This is a genomic window from Shigella sp. FC1567 (genome assembly GCF_001743015.1).
In the GTDB taxonomy this organism is placed as follows: Bacteria; Pseudomonadota; Gammaproteobacteria; order Enterobacterales; family Enterobacteriaceae; genus Escherichia; species Escherichia coli.
In genome coordinates this window covers 1-10,951 of the sequence record NZ_MIIV01000052.1, presented here as the reverse complement: position 1 = coordinate 10,951, position 10,951 = coordinate 1, and the positions used below count along the sequence as shown (strand labels likewise).

The 10,951-nt window shown below is 47.3% G+C and carries 10 protein-coding genes and 2 pseudogenes; 9 read left to right on the top strand and 3 right to left on the bottom strand.

Annotated features, from left to right (window positions below):
• The 4 genes and pseudogenes from BHE85_RS26925 to BHE85_RS04385 all read left to right on the top strand — a co-directional run.
• Positions 1 to 1,315, top strand: a 1,315-nt coding sequence (locus tag BHE85_RS26925) for an RHS repeat domain-containing protein (protein ID WP_094190951.1), incomplete at its 5' end; no start/stop codon positions are given.
• A gap of 11 nt (positions 1,316 to 1,326) precedes the next feature.
• Positions 1,327 to 1,788 carry an SEL1-like repeat protein gene (locus BHE85_RS04400; protein WP_000642485.1) on the top strand — a complete coding sequence of 154 codons (462 nt, stop codon included), beginning with the start codon at positions 1,327 to 1,329 and terminating at the stop codon, positions 1,786 to 1,788.
• Positions 1,789 to 1,821: 33 nt separating this feature from the next.
• Positions 1,822 to 2,040 (top strand): annotated as a pseudogene (locus BHE85_RS28340) (RHS repeat-associated core domain-containing protein); the annotation flags it as partial.
• A gap of 372 nt (positions 2,041 to 2,412) precedes the next feature.
• Positions 2,413 to 2,933, top strand: a pseudogene (locus tag BHE85_RS04385) (Imm57 family immunity protein).
• Between the two features lie 459 nt (positions 2,934 to 3,392).
• Here BHE85_RS04385 and BHE85_RS04380 read toward each other — a convergent pair.
• Positions 3,393 to 4,529 carry an HlyD family secretion protein gene (locus tag BHE85_RS04380; protein ID WP_000364931.1) on the bottom strand — a complete coding sequence of 379 codons (1,137 nt, stop codon included), beginning with the start codon at positions 4,527 to 4,529 and terminating at the stop codon, positions 3,393 to 3,395.
• 2 nt (positions 4,530 to 4,531) lie between these two features.
• A complete protein-coding gene (locus BHE85_RS04375; protein WP_000479626.1) occupies positions 4,532 to 4,894 on the bottom strand; it encodes a DUF3302 domain-containing protein in 363 nt (120 codons plus the stop codon).
• 536 nt (positions 4,895 to 5,430) lie between these two features.
• Here BHE85_RS04375 and mtlA point away from each other — a divergent pair.
• The 3 genes from mtlA (at position 5,431) to mtlR (ending at position 9,309) form a co-directional block, all read left to right on the top strand.
• Entirely contained in the window at positions 5,431 to 7,344 is a 1,914-nt protein-coding gene (mtlA, locus tag BHE85_RS04370) for a PTS mannitol transporter subunit IICBA (protein WP_000093299.1), read from the top strand.
• Between the two features lie 229 nt (positions 7,345 to 7,573).
• Entirely contained in the window at positions 7,574 to 8,722 is a 1,149-nt protein-coding gene (mtlD, locus tag BHE85_RS04365; RefSeq protein WP_000645426.1) for a mannitol-1-phosphate 5-dehydrogenase, read from the top strand.
• On the top strand, positions 8,722 to 9,309 hold the full coding sequence (mtlR, locus tag BHE85_RS04360) for a mannitol operon repressor MtlR (RefSeq protein WP_000228269.1): 588 nt from the start codon (positions 8,722 to 8,724) through the stop codon (positions 9,307 to 9,309). Before mtlD ends, mtlR begins: the two co-directional genes overlap by 1 nt.
• Before the next feature lie 11 nt (positions 9,310 to 9,320).
• On the opposite strand, the gene yibT is transcribed toward mtlR, so the two are convergent.
• Complete coding sequence (gene yibT, locus BHE85_RS04355; RefSeq protein WP_000517100.1) at positions 9,321 to 9,530, bottom strand: protein YibT; 210 nt, start codon at positions 9,528 to 9,530, stop codon at positions 9,321 to 9,323.
• A 284-nt stretch (positions 9,531 to 9,814) separates the two neighbouring features.
• Here yibT and BHE85_RS04350 point away from each other — a divergent pair, with 284 nt between their 5' ends.
• On the top strand, positions 9,815 to 10,177 hold the full coding sequence (locus BHE85_RS04350; protein ID WP_039064313.1) for a YibL family ribosome-associated protein: 363 nt from the start codon (positions 9,815 to 9,817) through the stop codon (positions 10,175 to 10,177).
• A gap of 553 nt (positions 10,178 to 10,730) precedes the next feature.
• Positions 10,731 to 10,951 (top strand): IS1 family transposase (locus tag BHE85_RS04340; protein WP_005004670.1); only part of this gene is annotated, 221 nt, incomplete at its 3' end.

Below are 10,951 nucleotides of genomic sequence, written 5' to 3'. Positions count from 1 at the left end.
GCACCGGCTGGTGCACTACACGCGGACACAATATGCAGAGCCGCTGGTCGAAAGTCGCTATCTTTACGACCCGCTGGGCCGCAGGGTGGCAAAACGGGTGTGGCGGCGTGAACGTGACCTGACGGGCTGGATGTCGCTGTCACGGAAACCGGAAGTGACCTGGTACGGCTGGGACGGCGACCGGCTGACCACAATACAGAACGACAGGAGCCGCATCCAGACGATTTATCAGCCGGGGAGCTTCACGCCACTCATCAGAGTTGAAACCGCCACCGGTGAGCTGGCGAAAACGCAGCGCCGCAGCCTGGCGGATACCCTTCAGCAGTCCGGCGGCGAAGACGGTGGCAGTGTGGTGTTCCCGCCGGTGCTGGTGCAGATGCTCGACCGGCTGGAAAGTGAAATCCTGGCTGACCGGGTGAGTGAGGAAAGCCGCCGCTGGCTGGCATCGTGCGGCCTGACGGTGGCGCAGATGCAAAGCCAGATGGACCCGGTGTACACGCCGGCGCGAAAAATCCACCTGTACCACTGCGACCATCGCGGCCTGCCGCTGGCGCTCATCAGCACGGAAGGGGCAACAGCGTGGTGCGCAGAATATGATGAATGGAGCAACCTGCTGAGTGATGAGAACCCGCATCATCTGCAGCAGCTCATTCGCCTGCCGGGTCAGCAGTATGATGAGGAGTCCGGCCTGTATTACAACCGCCACCGCTATTATGACCCGCTGCAGGGGCGGTATATCACTCAGGATCCGATTGGGCTGAAGGGGGGATGGAATTTTTATCAGTATCCGTTGAATCCGGTCATAAATGTAGATCCGCAAGGTTTGGTTGATATAAATTTATACCCCGAAAGTGATCTTATCCATTCTGTAGCTGATGAGATTAATATCCCAGGCGTTTTCACAATCGGGGGGCATGGTACCCCCACATCTATTGAATCCGCAACGCGCAGTATCATGACAGCTAAAGATCTAGCATATCTAATTAAATTTGATGGGAATTATAAAGATGGGATGACAGTTTGGTTATTTTCTTGTAATACAAGTAAAGGACAAAATTCATTTGCTAGCCAATTAGCTAAAGAGTTACATACAAATGTAATAGGACCTGACACGCTATGGACGTGGTGGGGGCGAGGAACTAATGGTAAGTTAAAAATGGATACAGTGCTAACAGCACCAACGAACCTTAATTCAAATAAGGATCTAATGGCTATAACAACAAAAGACCTTGGTAATTGGATAACATATGGGCCATCTGGGCACCCCATTTCTAATATGCAAGGTACGCCAGAAAAACCCAGTGATATAAGATAGGTTGTAGATGTATGAAAGCATGCTTGTTACTATTTTTTTATTTTTCTCTTATTGATCAATTGCATGGTGCTGATGTGAAAATAAAAGAAAACGAAAGTGTGATGGGATCTACAGCAATGACCTATGATTTAAGTGAAGAAAAGCTGATGAAACTGAAGTATAAATCACAACATGGTGATTCAGAGGCATCATTTCGACTATATCAATATTACTGCTTTACTAAAAATAATATTGATAAACAATTGCGATTCTTGGAAAGATCAGCATCTCAGGGGAATGTTACAGCGCAGTTTAATTATGGGGTCTTTTTATCAGATACAAATCCAACATTATCAGAATATTATAATTTGAATAGAGCTATTTATTGGATGGAATTCGCTGTAAATAACGGTAATATTGATGCAAAGAGCAAACTTCAAGAGCTCAAAAAGCTAAAGCGAATGGATAGAAGGAAGAATAAGGAGAATCCGTAAAAGCAATAGTTCATCAGACTGCCGCAGCAGTAGTATGATGATGAATCAGGGCTGTACTATAACTATTATCGGTAACATTAACCGCAGCAGGGGCGGTATAACACTCAGGCTCCGATTGGGCTGGAAGGTAGGTGGAATTTTTATCAGTATCCGTTGAACCCGATTTCTGGAATCGATCCCCTTGGGATTAGCCACCTGTTTATACAGCATAACTTTAGGTATGCTTTCGTGTGTTTCAGATATACCATGTGATGATAATTTTTATGATGTGCTTAGTATTCCAGTCGCTTCTGGTAATAATATGCAATGTAAAAATAATCCCCGTTGTACACATTTATAAATAGATGGCCAATACCTCAAGGCCTATGGAGTTGGAATGTTAATGACCCGGGAGCAAGCAATAGAAAACCTGACGGCATACGATTAGTACCGTCAGTTAATACAGGAACTTATAATCGCAATGGATTTTCAATACATAGTTGTTTAAACGCTTTTGGTCCGTCTTTAGGACCTCGATTCTGTTCCGAGGGTTGTATAACTGGTTTATCTAATGACATGCAAAAATTAAATGAGTTAATATTTTCAGAGCCAGATAGCACATTAACAGTTACGGACTAAAAAAATATGGCAAGGTTATTAACAATTGTATTTTTTTCTCTATTTCTGCGAGTGCAGTTACTGCAAGACAATTTCAGAGAGAGTTAGATTTGGCAGACAAAGCAATATTATGGGCACTAATATCAGCCAGTACTAAAGAGGAACGAAAAGCGTGTTCACTAAGCTATTTTGCCTGTAAGGCCGCAGAGGCTGAACTCGGACTGGCATATATGGCTGCGAATGATAACAAGGAATTTCTCACATCCTTATCTAATATAATGAGGTACAAAATAGATGCTGGACTTTCCGAATCCTATACATGCTATTTATTAAGTAAGGGAAAGATCATAAGACCATATCTGAAAAATCTAAATCCACTCCAACTTGCCGCTGATTGCATTGAAACAGTAAATAAAATAAAAGATAAGAATAAAAAAATCATTGATATAAATTCAGTTAATATTTGTAGTGATGATAAAAATATAAAATTGAGAGTTAATAGTACTATTATGGCCATTGATGATTCTATAAAATGCATCGATGAATGATAACTTAATTTTATTTAAAAATATATTAATAACTCACTCTCCAGGAGTTTTTTTAACTTAGTTTTATAATGAATACGATAATTAAAAGTGAAGAAGAAAATAGTTGTATACATATATTCCATGACCCTACATTGTGATCTATAGATTAAATATTTTTTAAATGTGACTGTCATCCTTCAGATAATAAAGCCATCATCGCAATAGATGGAAAAGCACTCCTGCTCTTTTTTGATTAGAGCCGTCGCAGGAGGAACAACTCATATCATCATTGCGATCTCGACGATGTATAGTCTCATCCTGCGGCAGAACAAGACGGATAAAAAATCCAATGAGAGCACACTCATCCAGAACTTATTAACATAATGAATATTAAAGAAAAATCATCGCAGCTAATGAAGTAATATGCAAAAATAATTAGTCCTTACAAGGAGCAAAGTTCCATAATCTCCCCCCTCCCCCTCAATGATCCAAATAAAGATAATGCATCCAGCTGGTCATTCTTAGCAGCACTTTCCGCATCACCGAAACATGGCTGAAATGGTCGGAGTAAACCGCCACCTGGGCGTAGATGCCGTCGGGTAAGGCATCGATATCATCGTTAGGGTCCAGTTCAATGGTTCCCTGCACACCGTCCGTGCCGGGCACGACCGTTAATGATTGCAATCCCCCCTGCGCCTGATAAGAACCGCCTGGCACGACAGGTAAAATACTAGTCAGTTTGCCGTGAAACACCTGCCCAGGTAGCGCGTTAAACACCACTTCCGCATCATCGCCGGGTTTCAGACGTAACAGCGAGTTTTGCCGAAATTGGGCGACAATTTGCCGTTTTTGCTCGGGGATGAAGACCATCACCGGACGCAGCGGCAAGGCAGCTGCGTATGTACCTGGGCGGATCAGTACCTGAGTAACGTAGCCATTGCTCGGCGCGCGAATGACAGTCTGCTCAAGGTTATATTTTGCTTCAGTAAGTTGCGCTCTTAAGCTCACAATCTGCGATTGCTCGCCGTTAACCATACTGTCGAGCTGGCTCTGGATCTGCGCCTGCTCCGCCACCGAGCCTTTCACCAGCGCATCCTGCGCGAGGAAATTTTGCCGCGCATCGTCGATGTCACGTTCCGAGAACGGATTCACCGCCGCCTGGCTGCCTTTCAAGTAACGTTGATAATTTTTAAACAGACGGTCGCGCTCCGCTGAAACCTGGGTGGTGTTGGCCTGCGCTTCAGTGAGCTGCGCACGCAGCGTCTTTATATTATGCGTCGCCGTCATCAGGTCAGCCTGAAGTCTGTCAACTCGCGCCTGGTAACGAACCGGGTCGAGCTTAAAAAGCACCTCGCCCTTTTGAATAAGCTGATTATTCTTGTCAGTGACTTCAGTAACAATTCCCGTCACCTGTGGCGTGATAGGGATCGCTATCACTGCCTTTTGCGCGGTAAAAGTGTAAGGGTGGTTGTAGTTCATCAACAAAATCAAACCACTCACCAGAAACACGCCTCCCAGCGCCGCCGTCGCCAGCGTCCACTGATTTACCGGAATGCGGAAGATTTTAAAGACCGCCCACGCCAGCGCCACGTAAGTTAAAACAATCAATAGATCCATAATTAGATCTCCGGGAACGTGGAATAGTCAGTCTTTTTCTCGGCGGCGAGTTGATGCTCCAGCCGGGAAATTCGGTCAGAAAGTGAGGCGATTTCCGGGTCAGTCGCTTTCTCCTGCGACGCAACATGTGACTGCATACCCCAGCCACGCTCCGGTTGATAGAGCGTCGCCCAGATCCACAGAAACGGCCAGATAACATGCAGAGTAAACAGGCTCACCCAGCCCGCCGTATGAATAGCGTCGGCATGGGGGTGATTGCGCTTTTTGGCAATCAGATAAGGGATGTCATGTATCGCGATGATTCCATAAAAAATCACCAGAAAGACGAAGATCAGCACTCCCAACGCGAAATAGTTTAGAAACATATCTGCCTCGGATTCACGTTTATCAGTGTTGTTTTTGGGCTGGCAGCCAGAAGGGAGTCAGGCTGATATTTTGACAATAATCCGGGTTCGCGATTCTCGCCATAACACCAAAGAATAATTTTTAGAGGTGATGAGTTGCTTAGTTACATAACGATTGTATGACGAAGGCATAACATGCTGTAGATCACATCAGGTGAACGCCGTAAGAAAATATCTTGTGATTCAGATCACAAAGATTCAACAAACCATCAAAACAAAAATGTGATACTACTCACATTTAAATGCCATTTTTAGCGAAAATCGCCGCCTTGTTGCTTTTTTACACAAGCGTTTTGTGATGAACGTCACGTCAATTACCTCTCTACCTCCTATATTTATGTGATTAATATCACACAAAAGGCCGTCGACTGGACAGTTAACCGATTCAGTGCCAGATTTCGCAGTATCTACAAGGTCCGGCTACCTCTGCCGCCACATTAACAAAAAACCTCGGGCTTCCAGCCTGCGCGACAGCAAACATAAGAAGGGGTGTTTTTATGTCATCCGATATTAAGATCAAAGTGCAAAGCTTTGGTCGTTTCCTCAGCAACATGGTGATGCCAAATATCGGCGCGTTTATCGCGTGGGGTATCATCACCGCGTTATTTATTCCAACAGGGTGGTTAACGAACGAGACGCTGGCGAAGCTGGTCGGGCCGATGATCACTTATCTCCTGCCGCTGCTGATCGGTTATACCGGTGGTAAGCTGGTAGGCGGCGAACGTGGCGGCGTAGTCGGTGCCATCACCACCATGGGCGTTATCGTCGGCGCAGACATGCCGATGTTCCTCGGTTCTATGATTGCAGGTCCGCTGGGCGGCTGGTGCATTAAGCACTTCGACCGCTGGGTAGACGGTAAGATCAAATCCGGTTTTGAGATGCTGGTGAATAACTTCTCCGCAGGCATCATCGGGATGATCCTCGCTATTCTGGCATTCCTCGGCATTGGCCCGATTGTTGAAGCCCTGTCCAAAATGCTGGCTGCGGGCGTTAACTTCATGGTTGTCCATGACATGCTGCCGCTGGCGTCTATCTTTGTTGAACCGGCGAAAATCCTGTTCCTCAACAACGCCATTAACCACGGTATCTTCTCGCCGCTGGGTATTCAGCAGTCCCATGAACTGGGTAAATCAATCTTCTTCCTGATTGAAGCTAACCCAGGTCCAGGTATGGGCGTGCTGCTGGCGTACATGTTCTTTGGTCGTGGTAGCGCTAAACAGTCTGCGGGCGGTGCGGCAATCATCCACTTCCTGGGTGGTATCCACGAAATCTACTTCCCGTATGTGCTGATGAATCCGCGTCTGATCCTCGCAGTCATCCTCGGCGGTATGACTGGCGTGTTCACGCTGACTATCCTGGGCGGTGGTCTGGTTTCTCCGGCATCTCCGGGTTCTATCCTTGCTGTACTGGCGATGACACCAAAAGGGGCTTATTTCGCTAACATCGCGGGTGTGTGTGCGGCGATGGCTGTCTCCTTCGTTGTCTCTGCTATTTTGCTGAAAACCAGCAAAGTGAAAGAAGAAGATGATATTGAAGCAGCAACTCGTCGTATGCAGGACATGAAAGCTGAGTCTAAAGGCACATCTCCGCTGTCTGCGGGCGATGTGACTAACGACCTGAGCCACGTACGTAAAATCATCGTTGCCTGTGATGCCGGTATGGGTTCAAGTGCGATGGGCGCAGGCGTGCTGCGTAAGAAAATTCAGGATGCAGGTCTGTCGCAGATTTCGGTCACTAACAGCGCGATCAACAACCTGCCGCCAGATGTGGACCTCGTCATCACTCACCGTGACCTGACCGAACGCGCTATGCGCCAGGTTCCGCAGGCACAGCATATTTCGCTGACCAACTTCCTCGACAGCGGCCTGTACACCAGCCTAACCGAACGTCTGGTTGCTGCCCAGCGCCATACTGAAAACGAAGTGAAAGTGAAAGACAGTCTGAAAGACAGCTTTGACGATTCCAGTGCTAACCTGTTCAAACTGGGCGCGGAGAACATCTTCCTCGGTCGCAAAGCAGCAACCAAAGAAGAAGCGATTCGTTTTGCTGGCGAGCAGCTGGTGAAAGGCGGTTACGTTGAGCCGGAATACGTTCAGGCGATGCTGGATCGTGAAAAACTGACCCCGACTTATCTGGGTGAGTCTATCGCGGTGCCACACGGTACGGTTGAAGCGAAAGATCGCGTACTGAAAACGGGCGTGGTGTTCTGCCAGTACCCGGAAGGCGTGCGCTTCGGTGAAGAGGAAGATGACATTGCCCGTCTGGTGATTGGTATTGCAGCCCGTAACAACGAGCACATTCAGGTTATCACCAGCCTGACCAATGCACTGGATGATGAGTCCGTCATCGAGCGTCTGGCACACACCACCAGCGTGGATGAAGTGCTGGAACTGTTGGCAGGTCGTAAGTAATCCAATCCCACCCTCTCCACATGGAGAAGGTGGGGTTAATTGCCTGATGCGCTACGCTTATCAGGCCTACAGGATGCATCACGATTTGTTGAATTTGCACGTTCTTGTAGGCCGGATAAGGCGCTTACGCCGCATCCGGCGCTGCCCCTCTCCTCACGGAGAGGGTTTGGGTGAGGGAAAAGCCTCACCCCAGCCCTCTCGGGTAAAAACATTGATGAAGGTTAATACTATGAAAGCATTACATTTTGGCGCAGGTAATATCGGTCGTGGCTTTATCGGTAAACTGCTGGCAGACGCGGGTATCCAACTGACGTTTGCCGATGTCAATCAGGTGGTACTTGATGCCCTGAATGCCCGTCATAGCTATCAGGTTCATGTGGTTGGTGAAACCGAGCAGGTAGATACCGTTTCCGGCGTCAATGCTGTCAGCAGCATTGGTGATGATGTCGTTGATCTGATTGCTCAGGTCGATTTAGTCACTACCGCCGTTGGCCCGGTTGTGCTGGAACGTATTGCTCCGGCTATCGCCAAAGGGCTGGTGAAACGCAAAGAACAAGGTAATGAATCCCCGCTGAACATCATCGCCTGTGAAAACATGGTACGCGGTACCACGCAGCTGAAAGGCCATGTGATGAACGCCCTGCCGGAAGACGCCAAAGCGTGGGTAGAAGAACACGTTGGCTTTGTCGATTCCGCCGTTGACCGCATCGTACCGCCTTCGGCTTCGGCAACTAACGATCCGCTGGAAGTGACGGTAGAAACTTTCAGCGAATGGATTGTCGATAAAACGCAGTTCAAAGGCGCACTGCCGAACATCCCAAGCATGGAGTTAACCGACAACCTGATGGCATTTGTCGAACGTAAACTCTTCACCCTGAACACGGGTCATGCTATAACCGCGTACCTCGGAAAACTGGCCGGTCATCAGACCATTCGTGACGCTATTCTCGACGAGAAAATCCGCGCGGTGGTAAAAGGTGCGATGGAAGAAAGTGGTGCGGTACTGATCAAGCGCTACGGCTTTGACGCAGACAAACATGCGGCGTACATCCAGAAAATCCTCGGTCGTTTTGAGAACCCGTATCTGAAAGATGATGTAGAGCGCGTAGGCCGTCAGCCGCTGCGTAAACTGAGTGCTGGCGACCGTCTGATCAAGCCACTGCTCGGTACGCTGGAATACAGCCTTCCGCACAAGAATCTGATTCAGGGGATTGCTGGTGCAATGCACTTCCGCAGTGAAGATGATCCGCAGGCTCAGGAACTGGCAGCACTGATCGCTGACAAAGGTCCGCAGGCGGCGCTGGCACAGATTTCCGGTCTTGATGCCAACAGTGAGGTTGTATCCGAGGCGGTAACCGCTTATAAAGCAATGCAATAATGGTGGACCAGGCGCAGGACACCCTGCGCCCGAATAACAGATTGTCAGATATGCAGGCAACAATGGAACAAACCCAGGCCTTTGAAAACCGTGTGCTTGAGCGTCTGAATGCTGGCAAAACCGTGCGAAGCTTTCTGATCACCGCCGTCGAGCTTTTGACCGAGGCGGTAAATCTTCTGGTGCTTCAGGTATTCCGCAAAGACGATTACGCGGTGAAGTATGCTGTAGAACCGTTACTCGACGGCGACGGTCCGCTGGGCGATCTTTCTGTGCGTTTAAAACTCATTTACGGGTTGGGCGTCATTAACCGCCAGGAATACGAAGATGCGGAACTGCTGATGGCATTGCGTGAAGAGCTAAATCACGACGGCAACGAGTACGCCTTTACCGACGACGAAATCCTTGGACCCTTTGGTGAACTGCACTGCGTGGCGGCGTTACCACCGCCGCCACAGTTTGAACCAGCAGACTCCAGTTTGTATGCAATGCAAATTCAGCGCTATCAACAGGCTGTGCGATCAACAATGGTCCTTTCACTGACTGAGCTGATTTCCAAAATCAGCTTAAAAAAAGCCTTTCAAAAGTAAGCAACGTCTGCTTACTGCCCCTCTACCTGCTTCGGCCGATAAAGCCGACGATAATACTCCAGACGTTGTAGATATAACGGCACGCTTTCATCGGGTATTCCGGACGGAATCGCGTTACGGGGAGGAAGTTTTTTCAGATACTCCCGGAACGCCTGGCTTGATGCCATGAAATCTACGGCTTTATCGATAAGAAGCGGAACGTTTTCACCTAATTTGCCCATGATGATATCTCCGTATTACCCCGCGCCGGGAATGCGCGGCCACCAATTTTAGTTTAGGTTCCCGGTAAAGATGACATTAAGGAAAACGTGCTGAATCCTCAATAATCATCCGCTGCTGTTTATTATCTTTTTTCTATAGATTTCTTAATTAATCAACGAATTGCGTAGTTTTTGAGCATGTTAATGATTACGTTGCAGAACTATTACAATGTCATCAGTTGTGAACAAAGCACCTGGTCGCGCATACTAGGGGCTATAAATTTATCTTTATCAGAAGCCATCACATGAAAGAAGTCGAAAAAAACGAAATCAAACGTCTCAGCGATCGCCTGGACGCCATCCGCCACCAGCAGGCCGATCTGTCGCTGGTTGAAGCCGCAGACAAATATGCCGAGCTGGAAAAAGAGAAAGCCACGCTGGAAGCAGAAATTGCTCGCCTGCGTGAGGTTCATAGCCAAAAACTGAGTAAAGAAGCACAGAAGCTGATGAAGATGCCGTTTCAGCGCGCAATTACCAAAAAAGAGCAGGCTGATATGGGCAAGCTGAAGAAAAGTGTTCGCGGACTGGTGGTTGTGCACCCAATGACCGCGCTGGGCCGTGAAATGGGCCTGCAGGAGATGGCTGGATTCTCTAAGACTGCGTTTTAAGCGCCTCAGACGACTGGTTCGATCATATCAACCCGCATCTGGCTTGCCTTAGCTGGTCAATGCGGGGACTCTCCTGTCTACTCGCCTAATTACCAAACAATTCACTCCCTTTACGTCGATTTACCGCTGGTTGATATTCTGAAAATGCATTTTTACCGAAATAGCCACCTATAAACAATAAAAATATATAGAAGATATCATTTATTAATTAACAAGCAGTTACGTCTCTTTTTTTCGGATTTAATTGTGAAATTTTAATCATCATATTCATACAATAAATTATCTGTAAATTTTTTCCCAGACATGGTTTCTTTCATATTTGACATTTATTAATAATCATCATTAGAATCCACGAAAATAATATATTCATACAAACACAGACATCTTTTGAAACGAATGATACATTTTTATGATGAATGCTTAAAACAATATTTAATCGACACACATCACTGTCATTAATGTAAAGCAACATAAATCACCAATAATACAATGGACAACTCGGTAATGCTGCCAACTTACTGATTTAGTGTATGATGGTGATTTTAAGGTGTGCGTGGCTTCCATTTCCATCAGATGTCCTTCCTGCTCCGCTACTGAAGGCGTAGTGCGTAACGGCAAAAGCACTGCCGGACATCAGCGTTATCTCTGCTCTCATTGCCGTAAAACATGGCAACTACAGTTCACTTACACCGCCTCTCAGCCCGGTACGCACCAGAAAATCATTGATATGGCCATGAATGGCGTCGGATGTCGCGCCAGTGCACGCATTATGGG